The organism is Marinobacter sp. (genome assembly GCF_048266785.1).
Classification (GTDB): Bacteria; Pseudomonadota; Gammaproteobacteria; order Pseudomonadales; family Oleiphilaceae; genus Marinobacter.
Window position 1 is genome coordinate 296,506 of record NZ_JBLWYX010000001.1, and the last position, 16,802, is coordinate 313,307.

At 55.7% G+C, this 16,802-nt stretch carries 20 protein-coding genes and 1 pseudogene; 4 read left to right on the forward strand and 17 right to left on the reverse strand.

All coding sequences use genetic code 11. From position 1 onward, the window contains the following. Positions 1-74: 74 nt before the first annotated feature. Positions 75-455, forward strand: coding sequence for a rhodanese-like domain-containing protein (locus tag ACN0V1_RS01405; protein ID WP_417543269.1), 381 nt, complete (start codon positions 75-77; stop codon positions 453-455). 21 nt (positions 456-476) lie between these two features. Here the strand turns inward: ACN0V1_RS01405 and ACN0V1_RS01410 are convergent, their stop codons facing one another. Together ACN0V1_RS01410 and ACN0V1_RS01415 are read right to left on the reverse strand one after the other, a co-directional pair. After that, a complete protein-coding gene (locus tag ACN0V1_RS01410; protein ID WP_291947752.1) occupies positions 477-902 on the reverse strand; it encodes a hotdog fold thioesterase in 426 nt (141 codons plus the stop codon). Between the two features lie 44 nt (positions 903-946). Continuing rightward, positions 947-1,771, reverse strand: a complete 825-nt coding sequence (locus ACN0V1_RS01415; protein WP_417543270.1) for a substrate-binding periplasmic protein — start codon at positions 1,769-1,771, stop codon at positions 947-949. Positions 1,772-2,128: 357 nt separating this feature from the next. Here ACN0V1_RS01415 and ACN0V1_RS01420 point away from each other — a divergent pair, with 357 nt between their 5' ends. The 3 genes from ACN0V1_RS01420 to ACN0V1_RS01430 all read left to right on the forward strand — a co-directional run bounded on the left by ACN0V1_RS01420 (position 2,129) and on the right by ACN0V1_RS01430 (position 4,725). Further along, positions 2,129-2,812 carry a type 1 glutamine amidotransferase domain-containing protein gene (locus ACN0V1_RS01420; protein WP_417543271.1) on the forward strand — a complete coding sequence of 228 codons (684 nt, stop codon included), beginning with the start codon at positions 2,129-2,131 and terminating at the stop codon, positions 2,810-2,812. A gap of 141 nt (positions 2,813-2,953) precedes the next feature. Next, the gene (locus tag ACN0V1_RS01425; protein ID WP_291947758.1) at positions 2,954-3,682 is read left to right on the forward strand and encodes a flagellar motor protein MotA; all 729 of its coding nucleotides are present in this window, start codon (positions 2,954-2,956) and stop codon (positions 3,680-3,682) included. After that, on the forward strand, positions 3,679-4,725 hold the full coding sequence (locus ACN0V1_RS01430) for a peptidoglycan -binding protein (RefSeq protein ID WP_417543272.1): 1,047 nt from the start codon (positions 3,679-3,681) through the stop codon (positions 4,723-4,725). The genes ACN0V1_RS01425 and ACN0V1_RS01430 overlap by 4 nt, the downstream gene beginning before the upstream one ends. Here ACN0V1_RS01430 and ACN0V1_RS01435 read toward each other — a convergent pair. The 15 genes and pseudogenes from ACN0V1_RS01435 to ACN0V1_RS01505 all read right to left on the reverse strand — a co-directional run bounded on the left by ACN0V1_RS01435 (position 4,722) and on the right by ACN0V1_RS01505 (position 16,800). After that, entirely contained in the window at positions 4,722-4,805 is an 84-nt protein-coding gene (locus ACN0V1_RS01435; protein WP_417543634.1) for a hypothetical protein, read from the reverse strand. The two genes, ACN0V1_RS01430 and ACN0V1_RS01435, sit on opposite strands and share 4 nt — an antisense overlap. 104 nt (positions 4,806-4,909) lie before the next feature. After that, positions 4,910-5,551: pseudogene (locus ACN0V1_RS01440) on the reverse strand (ketopantoate reductase family protein); the annotation flags it as partial. Positions 5,552-5,703: 152 nt separating this feature from the next. Beyond that, positions 5,704-5,895, reverse strand: a complete 192-nt coding sequence (locus ACN0V1_RS01445) for a 2-hydroxymuconate tautomerase (RefSeq protein ID WP_417543273.1) — start codon at positions 5,893-5,895, stop codon at positions 5,704-5,706. Between the two features lie 9 nt (positions 5,896-5,904). Next, positions 5,905-6,699 (reverse strand): 2-oxo-3-hexenedioate decarboxylase, encoded by a 795-nt coding sequence (gene dmpH, locus ACN0V1_RS01450; RefSeq protein WP_417543274.1) that lies wholly within the window; start codon positions 6,697-6,699, stop codon positions 5,905-5,907. Then, positions 6,696-7,733, reverse strand: a complete 1,038-nt coding sequence (dmpG, locus tag ACN0V1_RS01455; protein WP_417543275.1) for a 4-hydroxy-2-oxovalerate aldolase — start codon at positions 7,731-7,733, stop codon at positions 6,696-6,698. Before dmpG ends, dmpH begins: the two co-directional genes overlap by 4 nt. 12 nt (positions 7,734-7,745) lie before the next feature. After that, positions 7,746-8,681 (reverse strand): acetaldehyde dehydrogenase (acetylating), encoded by a 936-nt coding sequence (locus ACN0V1_RS01460; protein WP_417543276.1) that lies wholly within the window; start codon positions 8,679-8,681, stop codon positions 7,746-7,748. Positions 8,682-8,684: 3 nt separating this feature from the next. Next, positions 8,685-9,305 (reverse strand): carboxymuconolactone decarboxylase family protein, encoded by a 621-nt coding sequence (locus ACN0V1_RS01465; protein WP_417543277.1) that lies wholly within the window; start codon positions 9,303-9,305, stop codon positions 8,685-8,687. A gap of 23 nt (positions 9,306-9,328) precedes the next feature. Continuing rightward, on the reverse strand, positions 9,329-10,114 hold the full coding sequence (gene dmpE / locus ACN0V1_RS01470; RefSeq protein ID WP_417543278.1) for a 2-oxopent-4-enoate hydratase: 786 nt from the start codon (positions 10,112-10,114) through the stop codon (positions 9,329-9,331). After that, positions 10,114-10,980, reverse strand: coding sequence for an alpha/beta fold hydrolase (locus ACN0V1_RS01475; protein ID WP_417543279.1), 867 nt, complete (start codon positions 10,978-10,980; stop codon positions 10,114-10,116). Before ACN0V1_RS01475 ends, dmpE begins: the two co-directional genes overlap by 1 nt. Positions 10,981-10,987: 7 nt before the next feature. Beyond that, positions 10,988-12,448 carry a 2-hydroxymuconic semialdehyde dehydrogenase gene (locus ACN0V1_RS01480; protein WP_417543280.1) on the reverse strand — a complete coding sequence of 487 codons (1,461 nt, stop codon included), beginning with the start codon at positions 12,446-12,448 and terminating at the stop codon, positions 10,988-10,990. A 31-nt stretch (positions 12,449-12,479) separates the two neighbouring features. After that, entirely contained in the window at positions 12,480-13,403 is a 924-nt protein-coding gene (locus ACN0V1_RS01485; protein ID WP_417543281.1) for a catechol 2,3-dioxygenase, read from the reverse strand. 5 nt (positions 13,404-13,408) lie between these two features. Continuing rightward, on the reverse strand, positions 13,409-13,744 hold the full coding sequence (locus ACN0V1_RS01490; protein ID WP_417543282.1) for a 2Fe-2S iron-sulfur cluster-binding protein: 336 nt from the start codon (positions 13,742-13,744) through the stop codon (positions 13,409-13,411). A 12-nt stretch (positions 13,745-13,756) separates the two neighbouring features. Then, a complete protein-coding gene (locus tag ACN0V1_RS01495; protein WP_417543283.1) occupies positions 13,757-14,818 on the reverse strand; it encodes an NADH:ubiquinone reductase (Na(+)-transporting) subunit F in 1,062 nt (353 codons plus the stop codon). A 10-nt stretch (positions 14,819-14,828) separates the two neighbouring features. Beyond that, a complete protein-coding gene (locus ACN0V1_RS01500; protein ID WP_417543284.1) occupies positions 14,829-15,188 on the reverse strand; it encodes a phenol hydroxylase subunit P4 in 360 nt (119 codons plus the stop codon). A gap of 67 nt (positions 15,189-15,255) precedes the next feature. After that, positions 15,256-16,800: an aromatic/alkene/methane monooxygenase hydroxylase/oxygenase subunit alpha gene (locus ACN0V1_RS01505; RefSeq protein ID WP_417543285.1), complete on the reverse strand. Its 1,545-nt coding sequence runs from the start codon at positions 16,798-16,800 to the stop codon at positions 15,256-15,258. Positions 16,801-16,802 lie beyond the last annotated feature (2 nt).

The window sequence follows — 16,802 nt, forward strand, 5'->3', positions numbered from 1 at the left end:
ACACACCTGGCGGGTGACGCGCTCGGGCATTATGGCTTAATCTGACAGCACATTGACCGTAAGGAGAGCTTGCCATGAAAACAGCCCAGGATTTTGTCGCCGAAGCCAGAAAGCATATTCAGGAGATCTCCCTGAACGACGCCGACGAGGCGATCCAGGCCGCAGATCTGCTGGTAGACGTCCGTGACGGAGACGAATACCGGCAGAGCCACGTGCCCCAGGCCACCAACATTTCCCGAGGCCTGCTGGAATTCAAGTTCAGCAATGATCCGGCGCTGGCCAATCGCGACATGAAGATTGTGATTTACTGCAAAAACTCGGGCCGTGCAGCGCTGAGCGCCAAAGCTTTGCAGGAGATGGGTTACCTTTACGTACAGTCGATTGAGGGCGGGTTTGACGCCTGGCAGGAAGCCGGCAAACCTATTGCCAAACCGGAGCTGCCGTCGTTCGATTGACGACGACAGGCTGGAGAGGGTCTACGGTCGTTTTGTAACCGCCATCGTCAGGCGAGAGATACAGGTCGTTTTACCCTCTTCATTTTCCATACGGATCTCCCATACCTGAGTCGCATTGCCAATATGGATGGGTCTGGCCGTTCCATAAACCCAGCCTTTGGTGGCTGGACGAATATGGTTGGCATTGATTTCAAGCCCGACGGCCACGGTATTCGGATCTTTCAGGCAGCCGTTGGCAGCCATGCTGCCTAAGGTCTCTGCCAGCACCACCGATGCCCCTCCATGGAGAATGCCAAAAGGCTGAACCGTGCGCTCATCGACCGGCATGCGGCCTGTCACGTAATCATCACCGACTTCAGTGTACTCAATGCCCATGTGGCTGACTGCCGTGTTAGCACTGGCTTTAGCCAACTGCACAAGGTTCGGTTTACGGGTCCAGATTGCCATGCTGATAGAAATTCTCTGACAGGTTGAAAATAAGCCGCCGGCAGCTACTGAGGCTGCGGGAACATGTAACGGGCCGTGTGTTCACTGACAATCTCGTCCAAGCGGCCCGAAAGAGTCAGTTTATACAGGAGATCCGCGATGCGTTCACGGAATTCAAATGTATTGCATGGCGAGTTCTTGGAAAACGTGAAGAAAAGTCCTTCGTTGCTGATGGGCACATCCAGAGGTACAAATTCTTCCGCCAGCCCCATACGCTGGAGCTTTACCTGCCCCTGCAATCGCTCATACAAAACGTAATCCACACGCCCGGCCAAGGCCATCTCAAAAGATTGCTCAATAGTCCGGACTCCAACAATTTCCAGATGCTTTGCTGCGTAGCGGTCAAAACCTTGCCCAAAACTGTTATTAATCAGCGTGCCTCCCTGTTTCCCGACCAGATCCGGCCAATGGCGATACTCAAACACCTGGTCTTTGGGCACCCAAACGGCGGTAGGAAGGCGGGTAAAAGGCGGCAGCAGATAATCCATGTACCGGATACGCTCTGATGTGATGAAAGCACCGGCAATCATATCGAGCTCACCTACTCTCGCAAGGCGCTGAACGCGAGCCCAGGAGCCGAGATTCTGAACTTCCAGCTCCACACCCATAGTTTCAAGAATTTCCCGCAACAAAGCGGGCGCAGCACCCGTAAGCTGCTCGGGGTATAGAGGATGCTCCCACAGCAGCGGTGGGTACTCCGGATTGCCGCTCACCGTCAGTGTTTTGCAGAGAGGCTCCGCCGCTCCGGATCGACTGAAAACCATAGCCACTATCAGCACAGGAAAGAGCAATCTGGCCGCGGTAAACAGTTTTTTTCTGAAAACTGACAAGTGAGCGATCATCCTGTTTCCTGGAACGGAGAAGCATATCTTTCGGTCGGGGAGATGCCAAAGCCCGGCGTAACGCTCAATACGGTTGGCGTCATTATTATACAAAAACAGTCTGCGCTCCGGCGGAAAGGCGGGCGCATTATTTATCACCCCTCAACAAGCATCTCCACACCCTATTTAATTGATCCATAAAAAGCCACATGCAGGAAGTATAGACACTCTCAGATCTGTGGCTGCTCAGGTTGCGTAAATAGATAGGCATCACCATGGTTGAATTAACAGGCTAGCAGCACAAAACAAGGTAACAAGTCTGGTAAAACAGGTGAATTTCACTACTCAACGAAAAGGACGCGTACTATGAACATTCTCATGGTTCTGACTTCCCACGACCAGATGGGCGACACTGGCCATAAAACCGGCTTTTGGCTGGAAGAATTCACTGCGCCCTATTATGTATTCCGCGACGCAGGCGCAAACATCACCATTGCATCGCCAAAAGGCGGTAAGCCACCGGTTGATCCCAACAGCGAAGCCGACGAAGCTCTCACAGACACTACCCGCCGTTTTCAGGAGGATGCACACGCGAAAGAATCGCTCGCCAGCACGAAAAAACTCAGCGATATCGATATGAACGGGTTTGATGCGGTCTTCTACCCGGGTGGTCATGGCCCTATGTGGGACTTGGTGAACGATGACAAATCTGTCGCTCTGATCAAAGCCGCTTACGAGCAAGGCAAAGTTATCGGCGCCGTCTGCCACGCACCCGCTGTTTTTAAAAATGTGGAGATCAAGCCGGGGCAGAACCTGGTTGGCGGTCGCGAAGTCACCGGCTTCAGCAACAGTGAAGAGGAAGCAGTTGGTCTTGCATCAATCGTACCTTTTTTGCTCGAAGACATGCTGAAGGAAAACACCGCAACCTACTCCAAGGGTGACGACTGGGCTCCGCACATTGTTGTAGATGGCAAACTGATTACCGGCCAGAACCCGGCTTCATCCGAGGGCGCTGCCAAAGCTGTGGTCCAGGCGCTGCAGCAAGGCTGAAATCCGTATTAGTGGCACCCGGCGTGGCGGCTCGCCTCGCCGGGAAACATTCACTCACACAATACTTCCGCCAATTAAGCCCCAAGTTCCGCCAGTCTGTGCTAACGTTTTGAAGAACATCTCAAAAGGCTGGCTTTTTTCATGAGTAATCCAAAACACACCCTTTTCTGGATGACCTTTTTTCTGGCAGTTGTTGCCGTCGTCGGCGTGTTGGTCCACAAACCTTTGGCCACCGCCTTTATGGCGAACTGGGTCTTCAACCTGTTAATTGTTGGCGTTTTGATTGTCGGCATCGGCCTCACCTATCGTCAGGTTTTCGTGTTATTCCCCGAACTGCGCTGGATCGCCCAGTTCCGCACAGGCCATTCCGGCCTTTCGGTGCTGGAAGAACCCCGGCTGCTCAAGCCGTTGGCACGGCAGCTAGGCGAAGACTCCAAGCGTGATCGTTTCACCCTCTCTACCATGTCACTTCGGACGGTGCTCGATGGCATTCATTCGAGAATGGATGAACAGCGCGAAATTACACGCTACTTTATCAACCTCCTGGTGTTTCTGGGGCTTTTGGGCACCTTCTGGGGTTTGCTGGGCACCATCAATGCGGTTGGCGAGGTCATTACCAACCTGGATATGGGCCAGGGCGACTTCGGCAAGGTATTTGCGGATCTTCAGACGGGGTTGCTGACGCCCTTGCAGGGCATGGGGACGGCATTCAGTTCGTCACTGCTCGGCCTTGGTGGCTCACTGATTCTGGGTTTTCTCGATATCCAGGCCGGCCATGCCCAGAACCGTTTCTACGACGGGCTGGAAGAATGGCTGACCGGTGTGACCAACCTGCTCGACCCGTTCACCAGCAATGAACGCCAGCCATGATCGGATCCAGACGTCGGAGCCGAAGCACCACCAACGTCTGGCCGGGGTATGTAGACGCGCTCTCCGCCCTGCTGATGCTGGTGATTTTCATGCTGTTGATTTACGTGGTCAGCCAGCTTTTTCTGTCCCAAACGCTTTCAGATCGCAACTCTGAACTGGCCCGACTGAACCAGCGGCTGAGCGAAATATCTCAATTATTGGGGCTGGAACAGAGCAAAACGGAAGCTCTGGAGCAGCAAATGCTCACCGTTCAGAGCAACTTCAGCGACAGTCTCGCCCAGAACGAAGACCTGCAGGAACGGCTGGACGCCTCCCGCAACCAGTTAATGCAGCAGACCGCCGATGCCGAAGCCCGGACTGAAAGACTGGCGAACATGAACCAGGAGCTGGATGACAAGGACGAGCTTTCTGCCAGCCAGCAGAACATGATCCTGCGGCTATCCAATCAGATTGCATCACTTCAGAACCAACTGCGACAGATAACCACTGCACTGAAACTGCAAAAAGAAATGACCGTCGACAAGGAAGACGAACTGGAAAATGTCAGCCGACGCCTCAACACACTGCTGGCAGAGCGCATCAACCAACTGGAACAGTACCAGTCCGAATTTTTCTCACGGTTGCGGAACATTCTGGCCGCCAATGAAAATATCCGCATTGTCGGCGACCGTTTCCTGCTGCCATCCGAACTGCTGTTCGCTTCCGGCTCAGCCCAGTTGGGCGACGCAGGCAAGCGCGAGCTCGACAAGCTGGCCGGCGTGTTGCTCGATGTCGTTAAAACAATCCCCGACGACCTGGACTGGATTCTGCGCATTGATGGCCATACCGATCTGATCCCCATCAATACGCCGCAGTTCCCCTCCAACTGGGAGCTATCAACCGCCCGGGCGGTAGCGGTAGTTCGCTATCTTGCGAACCAGAACGTGCCACAAAACCGGATGGTCGCTGCAGGATTTGGCGAATTCTTTCCCGTTGCAGAGGGCACAACACTCGAGGCACTGCAGAAAAACCGGCGTATCGAAATCAAGCTGACGGACCGCTAGCCCAGGCCATGCTCCAGAAGAGCATTAACGGTGGCGGTATAGGGGGCGTCGATTCCGAGCCCTCTGGAACGACGAAGCACTGCCCCCGCGATACTGTCCAGTTCCAGCGGGCGCCCCTTTTCCTTGCCATCATGCCGTACACAATCCGGCTGAATTGCGGGTGTCGCGTCAGACTCTGCGTGTCCAGCCCGGTGAGAGCCGAGATCGGATTAACGCCGTTGTTGATCACCAGCTTGCGCCAAAGCTCATAGCGAATATCATCTGAAACCGTCGTAGGAATGCCAGCCAGCTCAAAGGCGTTGTGCAGGGTTTCCAGAAGCGGGCGACGGGCGTCCTGCTCATCCGGAACACAGGGCCACTCACCCATAACAATCTGAGCCACACCTTCTGCCTCAACCACACCTGGCTCAACGATATGGCCACCAATGCGAACCGCTAACCCGCCCAGAACACGGCTTTCGCCAAGCACCCGCGCGATCATCGGCTCATTGTCCACACCGTTCTGCAACGACAAAACCGGCACATCGCTTTGCGCCAGCCAGGGGCCAAGCTCATCCAGCACCGCTTCTGTCGCGGTGGATTTCAGGGCGACAGCAATCACATCAAAATCGCCAGGCTGGCAGTCCTGTATCAAAGCAGCATGATCAACTGCCGGAACCCGGCACTTTATCAGCCGTTCTTCATAGTGAACCACGAGACCTTTTGACTGCAAGGCAGTAAGGTGTGCGCCACGAGCCGTAAGCACAACCCGATGGCCCGCCTCAGCGAGCCGCGCACCGTAATAGCCGCCAATACCCCCTGCGCCGATCATGAGTATGCTGAGCATGGTATACAGGCCTCTTTATGCAATTTCATTAATCATCCGGTTTAAGATGACTAAATACCAGCACGACCTGCGCAGCACCACTGACGTCACACCGACTCCCTCCTTCTGACTCAGAGGGACTGCAGCCCGCCCATCTGCCAACACCTTATCGGCTAACGCCCCATCTTTTTCGCCGACTGGCCGGCTATCCCGAAGTGCTGTTTCGGCATCTCGGTAATCATCACCCGGATACGTTCCAGAGGTGCGTCCAGGGAGCGAGCCATGGCTTCACTCACTTCCCGGATCAGAGTTTCTTTCTGCTCGTCCGTCCTGCCTTCAATGACATACAACTGGGCAATCGGCATACATCCTCCTTACTCGAAGCGGGCAGACACTGTGCCCAGGCCCTGATAACGCACAGTGATGTTGTCACCGGGCTGCACCGAAATGGCGGCGGTAATGCCGCCCGTCATGATGAACGTGCCCGCCGGGATATGTTCGCCCCGCTCCGCCAGCAGGTTCGCCAGCATCGCCACGCTGGACGCCGGATGACCCAATACCGATGCGCCGGCACCTACTTCAACCACTTCACCGTTTTTCTCGACCACCACACCCAGCGTCTTCAGATCCACATCCGCCACGTAGGCCATCTGGCCACCGGTAATATACCGGGTGGAAGAAGCGTTGTCGGCCACCACACTCACCAGATCGAACTTGAAGTCCTTATAGCGGGAGTCGATCACCTCAACCGCCGGGATCACGAAGTCGGTTGCCGCCAGTACATCACCGACATGGCAACCCGGACCTTTCAGGGGGGCCTTGGTAACAAAAGCAATCTCGGCTTCGATTTTCGGATGAATCAACTCTTTGGTGTTCACCACGCCACCATCAGGCACGCTGAAGTAGTCCGCCAAGAAGCCATAAATTGGGGTTTCCACACCCATCTGCGCCATCTTGGCCCAAGAGGTCAGGCCCATTTTCAAGCCGACAATTTTATTGCCACGCTCTTCCTTGCGGCGGCGGATTTCCCACTGTACTTCGTAGGCATCCTCAAAGGTCATGTCCGGGTAGTCATTGGTAACCTTAGTGATATCGTAGGCCTGCAGCTCGGCGTTTTCCACGTGTTCAGCCATGGCCAGAACCTGTTCGCGGCTCAGTGTCTTACTCATGCGTTTTGCTCCTTTTGGGCGGCCAGAAGGTCCAGCGCCACGTCCACAATCATGTCTTCCTGGCCACCTACCATGCGGCGGCGGCCGAGCTCTACCAGAATATCCACAGCTTTCAGGCCATACTTCAGCGCCGCCACTTCGGCATGGCGCAGGAAGCTGGAGTACACCCCGGCATAACCCAGCGCCAGGGTTTCGCGGTCCACTCTTACAGGGCGGTCCTGCAACGGGCGCACAATGTCATCGGCCGCATCCATCAGTGTGTAAAGATCAGTACCATGCTCCCAGCCCATACGCTCCGCGGCGGCAACGAACACTTCCAGAGGTGCGTTACCCGCGCCTGCACCCATACCGGCAAGGCTCGCATCAATACGATCGCAGCCCTCTTCCACGGCCACAATAGAGTTAGCCACCCCCAGGCTGAGGTTATGGTGTGCGTGCATGCCGGTGTGCGTTTCGGGCTTGAGCACATCTTTCAGCGCACGAAAACGATCGCGAATGTCGTGCATGCCCATGGCCCCGCCGGAATCCACTACATACAGGCAGGTAGCACCAAAATCCTCCATCAACTTGGCTTGCTCAGCCAGGCCCTGTGGGGTCTGCATATGGCTCATCATTAAAAAGCCAACCGTATCCATACCCAGCTTGCGGGCGTGTTCGATGTGCTGCCGTGACACATCTGCTTCTGTACAGTGTGTGGCAACCCGAACGACGCGTGCGCCAGCGTTATACGCAGCATCCAGATCGTGAACAGTGCCAATGCCAGGCAACAACAAAGTCGCGATTTTCGCGTGGGTAACCACTTCTGCCACGGCTTCGATCCACTCCAGATCGGTGTGGGCCCCGAAGCCATAGTTGAAGCTGGAGCCCTGAAGCCCGTCACCGTGGGCCACTTCAATGCTGTCAACTTTGGCCTTGTCCAGGGCACGGGCAATGTCCTGCACGTTCTTGATCGAATACTGGTGTCGGATGGCGTGGCTTCCATCGCGCAGGGTCACGTCGGAGATATACAGTTTTTTTCCGGGATTAAACGTCATGATTCTGTCTCCTCAGTTGACCAACGACTCGGCAATACGCTCGGCGGTACCGAGTGCTGCAGAGGTCATGATGTCGAGGTTGCCGGCATAGGCCGGAAGATAATGGGCAGCGCCTTCTACTTCCAGGAAGATGGAGGTTTTAAGGCCGCTGAAGCGTCCCAGCCCCGGAACGTTGATCGGCTGGTCAGCCGGAATCCGGTCGAATTGCACTTTCTGCTTGAGGCGATAGCCTGGTACGTAACTGTTAACCGCGGCCACCATTTCCTCAACCGAAGCTTCCACTTCGGCTTCATCCGCCGCATCAGACAATACGTAGACCGTGTCCCGCATCAACAAAGGTGGCTCCGCGGGGTTCAGGATGATAATGGCCTTGCCCTTCCGGGCACTGCCAACCACTTCAATGGCTCTGGAGGTGGTTTCGGTAAACTCGTCAATGTTGGCTCGTGTACCTGGGCCAGCGGACTTGCTGGAGATAGACGCCACAATCTCGGCGTAGTGCACTTTCGCAATACGTGACACCGCCGCCACCATCGGAATGGTGGCTTGGCCGCCACAGGTCACCATATTGACGTTACCTTCCTGCAAATTCTGCTCAAGGTTGACGACCGGAACACAATAGGGGCCGATGGCCGCCGGTGTCAGATCAACAATTTTCAGGCTCTCCTTATGGCCACGCAGGAACACTTCGTTGTGCATGTGGGCACTGGCTGAGGTGGCGTCAAATACGATATCGATATCGGCAAATTCCGGCATGTTTACCAGACCATCCACCCCTTCGTGGGTAGTCGCAACACCCATGCGGCTGGCACGTGCCAAGCCGTCGGATTCAGGGTCGATTCCCACCATGACACCCATTTCAACGTGCTTACCATTACGCAGAATCTTGATCATCAGGTCGGTGCCTATATTGCCCGAACCGATGATGGCTGCTTTCAATTTCTTGGCCATCGTTTAATCCTCTGTGTTCCGTATCCAGGCCTGGTGGCCATGTTTTCCAGCGTTCCAGCCGCTGGCAGCCAGATGTGCATTGGCGACTGCCTCTGGCTCCGCCTCCAGCGGCGTCGCCAGGCTGTCGTTCCATCGGTTAAAAAAGCCAAACAAGCCGACAACGCTCAGCAGCTCTACGATCTCGCCCTCATTCCAGTGAACGCGCAGCTGCTTGAATAACTCGTCGGTCACAGCATTGGGCTGAGATGCGGCGGCCAGTGCAAACTCCAGAGCCACCTTTTCGCGCTCGCTGAACAGGGCGCTGTTGTGAAAGTCCCAGACCGCTTCCAGCTTCTCCGCCGGAATGCCGTGACGACTGGCGCTGACGGCAGTGTGGGCACGGCAGTATTGGCAACCGGCCGCGGCGCTCGCCACGTGGCCGATTAAGCGTTTGAATCCAAGATCCACCTCGCCTTTGGGGTCGTAAACCGCTGCAGACAAGGTCGTCACTGCCTTGACGAGCTCCGGACGACGTTGCATCACCAGAAAACTGTTGGGAACAAAACCCAGCGTGCGCTCGAAGAAGGCGAACTTCTCTCCCAGCTCTTCGTTAGTCTGAACGGGTAACGGCTCCATGCGTGCCATAAGACTATCTCCTTACCTTCAATTCAGGAGAAGCGCACGGAGGCGCTGCCAATGCCGCCGATGTCGACGCGCATATAATCTCCGGCCTTGACCGGCTCCAGTGGCACCAACGAACCGGAAAGAATGACTTCACCGGCTTTTAACGGAATACCAAACTCACCCAGCGTGTTGGCAAGCCAAGTGACGCAGTTCACTGGCGAACCCAAGGCGGCAGCACCGGCCCCTGCGCTTAGCACGGCACCATTCTTTTCAACCACCATGCCGCAGGTCACCAGATCCAGTTTGCGCGGCGAGACGGCCTGATCACCCAGCACAAACAAACCACAGGAGGCGTTGTCGGCAATGGTGTCCTGAATTGCGATCTTCCAGTCACGGATGCGGGAGTCGACGATCTCGAAGCAAGGCATCACACACTCGGTGGCAGCCAGCACATCCGCGTTGGTCACCCCAGGGCCGACCAGGTCTTTCTTGAGGATAAAGGCAATTTCGCCCTCCGCCCGCGGAGCAATCAAGCGGTCACTGATAGGCACCACTTCACCGCTGTTGAACACCATGTCATCGGTCAGATAGCCAAAATCCGGCTGGTGCACGTCAAGCATGTTCTGCACGGCTTTGCTGGTGACCCCGATTTTCTTACCGATTACCGACGCACCAGAGGCCAGCCGACGCTCCAGCATACGCAGAGATATGTGGTAAGCATCATTGATGGTGATGTCTTCGTCGCGGCTGGTAAGCGGGTCAACGGCTTCACGGGCCAGCATGGCCTGATAAAGTTCGTCGCCCAGTTCCTGAATTCGTTTCTGTTCCATTAAAGTGCTCCTGAAGCCATGACATCGGCTTCGCTGAGAAAATCGTTGACCAATCGCGCAAAGCGGCTGGCGTGTTCAATCTGAGTCCAGTGGCCACACCGGCCAAAGACATGAAGCTGGGATCGATCGATCCAGTTTGCGAGTGTCAGGGACGCCTGAACCGGAATCACCCGATCTTCACGGCCGTGGATGACCAGCACTTCGTGGGGCAAAGCACGAATGTCCGCTTCCGGGCTGGCCAGGCTGTCTACCCACCGTTGGCGTGGCGCCGGAAACATAGCGGCAAATGACTCCTGAAAACCGGGGCGAATACTGGCCTGATAGCGCAGCTGGGCCAACTCGTCATCCACCAGACTCCGGTCAAAGGCAAAGGTATCCAAAAGCTGGCGAATGGACTCAAGGGAGGGCTGATAGCCCCAAACCTCATCCAGCCCCCGGGTGATCGGAAAGCTCACCCCGACGCTGCCCATAAGCACCAGTCTACGAACCCGTTCGGGGTATCGAATCGCCAGAGCCAAGGCAATTCCTCCGCCAAAGGAGTTACCAATCAGGTCCACCTGCTTTAGCCCCAACTCGTCCATAACGCCAAGCGCGTGGTCGACCCAGCGATCCCGGTTGTAAGACTGATCTTCCGGGCGCTCGCTGTAGCCAAACCCCAGCATGTCCGGCGCCACTACTCGGCGCTGTCGGGCCAGCTCTGGAATGACCAGCCGCCAGTTGGCCCAAGCAGTTACACCAGGACCAGACCCATGGATCAGCATGACCGGGAAACCGTCACCCTCATCGTGCAGATTCGTCCGGTAACCCGCCGCGACAATTTCGCGACCAATCTCGGGGCTGGTTGTAGTTGCCAAGTTCACCGTCATACCCGCCTCATAGCTTGACGCAGATGTTCTTCATTTCGGTGTAGAACTCCAGGGAGTGCACACCACCCTCACGACCAATACCGGACTGTTTGCTGCCACCGAACGGAGTGCGCAAATCCCGCAGGAACCAGCTGTTCACCCAGATAATCCCGGCTTCAATCTGGCCAGCGACACGATGCGCACGAGTGATGTTTTCACTCCAGATCGCAGACGCGAGACCGTAAGGGAGGCTGTTGGCAAGCTCGATGGCTTCCTCTTCGGTGTCGAAGGGGCGAATGTGGCAACAGGGGCCGAAAATTTCGTCGGTCACCACGGCCGAGTCATCTGCCAGGCCGGTCCAGATGGTAGGCTGTATCCAGGCACCACCTGCCAGTTCTTCCGGCATATCCGGCACACCACCACCGGTGACGACCGTCGCGCCGTCATCCACCGCTTTCTGGTAAAAGGACAGAACTTTCTCTCGGTGCTTGAGACTGACCAGAGGCCCCATGTCGGCCTCGGGGTCGTTAGGAGGGCCCACTTTGAGCCCTTCAGCACCGGCTTTAAGTCGGGCTACAAACTCATCAAAGATGGAACGCTCGACATAGACCCGCTCCGTGCCCAGACACACCTGACCGCAATTGACAAACGCGGAGCGCATGGTGCCCTCAATCGCCTTGTCCATGTCGCAATCAGCAAACACCAGCCCGGCATTCTTGCCACCCAATTCCAGGGAAATGTCACGAATGCCCCTGGCCGCAGATTTCATGATGACTTCGCCCGTGCCGGTTTCACCGGTAAAGGTAAAACCATCCACCAGAGGGTGTTCGGTCAGGAAGGAGCCCGCGGAGTCGCCGCCGAAACCATGAACCACGTTGAATACGCCATCCGGAACGCCGGCGTCTTTCATTACCTCCCCCAGCAGCGCCGTCGTCGTCGGCGTTTCTTCCGAAGGCTTGACCACAACCGTGTTACCGCACGCCAGGGCCGGCCCCACTTTCCAGGTCATCAGCAGCAACGGCAGGTTCCAGGGGCTGATCACCCCAATCACACCTTTAGGCCGACGTACCGCGTAGTTAATTGCTCCGGTGCCATCCGACGTTGGCATTTCAAACGATTCCGCGGGCACGCTCTTGACCATGTCAGCGAACACTTTGAAGTTCGCCGCACTCCGGGGAATGTCGATGTGGCTGGCCATAGATTTCGGCTTGCCGGTATCCAGGCATTCGGCGTCCAGAAACTCGTCGAAACGCGCGTTAATGCCGTCCGCCACCTTGTGCAGAATGGCACCGCGTTGATCCTCGGTCATTTTGCCCCAAGGGCCACGCAGGGCAGCTTTCGCCGCCTGCACGGCCGCATCCACTTCCTCTCGCCCGGCTTCGTGAACCTTGGCGATCACTTTGCCGGTAGCCGGGTTAACGTTGTCGAACAGCCGGCCACCGGCCGAACCCACGTATTGCCCGTTGATGTAGTGCTTGATTTCTTTCATTGCTGCTATGCCCTGTTAAACCAAAAGAGATTCACGTCAGAACCGTCAGGAAGCGCTCGTTCAGAACCCGGTCGTGGTAGAAAATGGCCTTGCCCAGTTCTTCTGCATCCCAGGTCACCGGTTCGTGGTCCGGGTAGTGGTAATCACCGCCAGCAAACACTTCATTTCGGTTACCGGAGGGGTCAAAGAAGTAGATGGTCTGGCCATGGGTGAGGCCGTGACGGGTCGGGCCAATATCAATGGAGGTGTCTGTCATGGACAGCAGATCTGCCGCCTTGAGAACATCCTGCCAGGTCTCCAGGAAAAACGACGCGTGGTGAAATTTGCCCGGCTCTTCGTGGTGAATAAACGCGATATCATGAGCCTTGGTACTGACCGTCAAAAACTGAGCAACCCGCTTGCCATCAGGCGCAATGACCTGTTCTGCCAAGTCAAAACCGAGAACATCCCGGAACAGATCCAGAGTTTCATCCAGGTTCGGGCCATAGAGCAGGCAGTGGTCAAAGCGTGTGGCCTTTATACCCTCTAGGCCGCGCGGCCAGGCTTCCGGGTTGTGATTGCCTACGCCCCATTTACCGGTCTGCTTTTTGGTGGCGTAGAGTTCAAAGGCATGGCCGGTAGGCGCAATAAAACGAACCCGCCGCCCACAATCTTTCAGTTCGCCCGCAGGGATATCTTCAACCTCGCAGCCACGCTCGATGAGTTCACTGCGCAACTGGCCCAGCACGTCTTCGTTGAGGCATTTAAAGCCCATAAAGTCCATGCCAGGCTCATCAGCTTCCCTAAGGACGACGGAGAACTTGTCCACTTCCGTCCAGCCCTTCAGGTACACGCGGCCCTGGTCATCACGGTCCATTTCGATAAGGCCCAAAAGGTCCTTATAATGTTTGACGGCCTCATCCATATCGAGAACACGGATCTGCACGTGGCCGGGACGCATTACACCCTTCTTCATGATGCTTACCTCAGTACTTTTGTTGTTGTGTGCTCGCTCGCGAGCCTGCCCGCAGGTTGCGGACGGCATTCAATAATCAGATTGCCCAGTGGGTAGATGCGGCAGGCCAGCACCTCGCCCTCTTCAATTGCTCCCGGGGGGACATGCACCCGGCTCATCTTTCCACACTCAAAATCGCCGTTGAGCACAGTGATCTTGCAGAAGCCACAACCGCCGCCCCTGCAGCCTACCGGCACGCACTTCAGCCCCTGCTGCTCCATGGCTTTGAGGACACTTTGGCCGGCTTTACAACGGAACGTCTGACCGCTGCGCTGCTCAGTGACCTGATACGTCTCTCCCATGACTGGCCTCGCTTATATCTTTTTGAACAGGGCAGAACGCTGTGCATCTTCTGCTCCGTCGGCCGCCGTGAGGAATTTCTCCATGAAAATGTCCCGCTCGAACAGGCGGCCCTGCATCAGTGCGGTGATGGCTGCATCAATCATCGGAGGAGGCCCGCAGAGATAGGCTTTCAGACCGGAAAAACGGTCGTCAAAATGTGCTTTCGCGGCATCGTGCACATAGCCCTTGAAGCCCTGCCAACTGGCGTCGCCTTCCGCCTGGCTCAGGGCTGGAACATAGGTGAAGTTTTCATGGTCACGATCCAGTGCTTCGAACAGCTCACGGTTATAGAGTTCGTCCATATTGCGGGCGCCCTGGAACAACACGATTTTGCGCTCGTCACCCTCTTCCAGCAGGTCCAGAATCATGCACTGAGGGCTGGAAAGCCCTGAGCCGCCGGCAATAAATATAAGATCGCCCGGCTGCGAGCTGCGTACGAAAAACTGCCCGTAAGGACCAGACAGGCTCATGGTGTCGCCTACATTGAGCTGATGATGAACATAGGTTGTCGCTGCCCCGCCTTCGACCAGCCGAACATGCAGTTCCACCTCATCCGAGCGACTGGGAGGGTTAGCCAGGGAAAAGGCTCTGGGTCCCTCGACGCCAGGCAGCTCGATGTTGATGTACTGGCCAGCCTGAAAGGTCATCGCACGGTCGAGCTTGAGATGCACACCCTTGATGGTCGGCGACAGGTCGACGACTTCTGTAACGGTGGCCTGATAATCCTCAACCGGATAGCCCTCAAAGTCCTCATCCACATCAATATCCGCTTCGATGGTGACGTCACTTTCAAGGGTGGCGCAGCAGGCCAGAACCTTGCCTTCCTCACGCTCGCTGTCCATCAGCGCAAAGGGTGAGGCTTCACCCACATCCACATCACCGTCGATCACCTGGACTTTGCAGGTCGCGCAGGTTCCGTGACCGCAGGCAAACGGTAACCACACACCGTGGCGCAGTGCGGCCTGCAGGATAGTCTGGCCATCTTCAACTTCAATCTGTTCGCCAATCGGTTCGATGGTAACGGTATAGCTCATCACTCAGTCCTCAGGATGCAGAACCCTGGATACCTTCCAGGCCCGGTGTGGTTACGGTCAGCATGCTCTTGTGGTCAATGCCATTGGCGATCAGTGTGACCGCCAGGTCCGGCGTGAATACCTCCTCGTTAAGCCGCCACTGCGCATTCAGGAAATCCGCGGTTTCAGAATCCGGGTGCCCCGCAACCGCAGGTTTGAGTAACTCCTCCACAAAAGCACCGAAGGTCATATCCGGCGCTACCAGCATCGCGAAAGGGGCGCAGAACATCAGGTGATGGGGCCAATAGACATAAAGCAGCTGCATGCCATTGAAATTCTCGACTCGATCTTTGGGTTCGGCGTGATACTCGGAAATAGCGTTAACACTCATGGTGCACTCCTTTTTGTTATAGAGACCCGCCTGACCACAGCCAAGAGGGCGGGCAAATCCAGTCAGGTCAGGCGGCAGTTTTCTTTTGACGACTTGTGGAGAGGGGCTTCAGACCTTTGATATCCAGCCAGCGCTGGTGATCGGGCGAGCCAAGATATTCCATATTGTCGACGCCAGGAACGATGTGATAATACTTCTCAACCACTGTCGCTACGTCCGCACCGCCGCAGTTACCCTGATATATCTGATGCACAGGCAGCCAAGCCTGGATGTACTTTTCAGGCTCATTCTTGAAAATGTCGCAGCAACCATCCGAACAGAAATGATAACGCTCGCCTTCGTGCTTGATCTGGCGATGGCTGAACACCGTCGGGTCGTCTTTCTCGGTCATAATGTTTGGTATCTGACACACCTGACAAAGCTGGGGAAGCGTGTTGTTATAGAAGCGATTCCCTTCCTTCTGCTCCTTGTCCCAATGCTCGAAGCGATCACGGTAGTACTTGTCGAAAGTCTCGGGGTACTTCTCAGACAACCAGGCCATCTCTTCTTCCTGCGGCATCCAGGTGTGGAAGTTGGTCGCCTGACTGTACTGATAGAACGTGGCCCAGGTTTGGTGGCTGGAATGATTTTTGGCGGCGTTGGCAACATCCTGATACTTGGGCGGGCGAATGCCATAACGCTCAAGATCCTTGAACAGGGCACCACCGCTTTGCTCGTAATACATTTCCCAGGCTTCAGCCCAGGACATCACCTTGTTGGGCAGCATGTAGTCCATCATCATGCCCACCAGACTCAGCAGGCGGAAGCCGCGCCAGAACCACTTGTCGATCCACTTCTGAATGATGGGCACGTTGTCTTCGTGTTGCTCCAGAATGAACTTGATGACCTCAAGACCCAGCGTCATATGGCGTGCTTCATCCGACTGCGCGGAAAAGCCGAATGTAACCGTTGCCATATCTCCGTTGTAGGCAGCACCAGACATGAATGGAACAAACAACAGGTTGGTCAACACGTATTCAAACGAGAAGGAAATTGCAGTCAGGAACTCAAACGGGCCTGCAGAACGTGCATCATCAAAAAAGGATTTGGGAACCGACAGGAACCAGACCCGATCGTGCTGATACGAGGCATCGTGCAATCCATTGAAGTGCTTATTGTAGTGACTCATCGCGTGTTGCTGCGTTTGCGCATGGCGCAACTCGTCAATCGCTTGCATCTGGCAGGCTACTCGCGCACCGGCACCACTAAACTGGCGGCCCACTCGCGCATAACCTTGGTATGCAGCGTATTCAACGGGTGAGATGCCAGAAAGGAACAGCTTTAAAGCGTTTACGTAGCGGGCATCTGTAATATTCTGTTGGCCGTTATTCTGGGCAAACGCATCAAAAATGGCGTAAAGCTTCTTTTCCTTTTCTGCCTGATACTTCCAGTAGGTATCCATGGTCAGGCGGAACGGATCTTCCCATTGGTCCCAGTTAAGGATCTTGATGCCTTCAAAACTCTCATCCGGGTAGATATCTTCGTGCTTCTCGTAGGTTGGCTCCCACGCCATGTCACGCGTCAGATACTGGTATTTGTCTTTAAGATTCAGCTTCTTGTTTTTGCTAGCCATGT